This window comes from Streptomyces flaveolus (assembly GCF_000716535.1).
GTDB classification, from domain to species: Bacteria; Actinomycetota; Actinomycetes; order Streptomycetales; family Streptomycetaceae; genus Streptomyces; species Streptomyces flaveolus_A.
The window spans coordinates 1-296 of sequence record NZ_JNWV01000180.1 but is presented as its reverse complement, the minus strand read 5'-3'; the positions used below and the strand labels follow the sequence as shown (position 1 = coordinate 296).

General features: G+C 66.2%; 1 pseudogene. It reads right to left on the bottom strand.

The features are described from left to right. Positions 1–296 (bottom strand): annotated as a pseudogene (locus OO52_RS45750) (trehalose synthase); the annotation flags it as partial.

The window sequence follows — 296 nt, the reverse complement described above, 5'->3', positions numbered from 1 at the left end:
CGCGGGTCCTTGGCGTACTCGGCCCACATGTAGTCGCGTTCCTCGTCGGTGACCATTTCGAGGGTCAGCTCGTCGTGGTTGCGCAGGAAGATGCCCCACTGGCAGTTCGAGGGGATGGCCGGGGTCTTGGCGAGGATCTCGGAGACCGGGTAGCGGGATTCCCGCCGTACGGCCATGAAGATGCGCGGCATGACGGGGAAGTGGAACGCCATGTGGCACTCGTCGCCGCCGGCCCGGAAGTCACCGAAGTAGTCGACGACGTCCTCGGGCCACTGGTTGGCCTCCGCCAGCAGCAC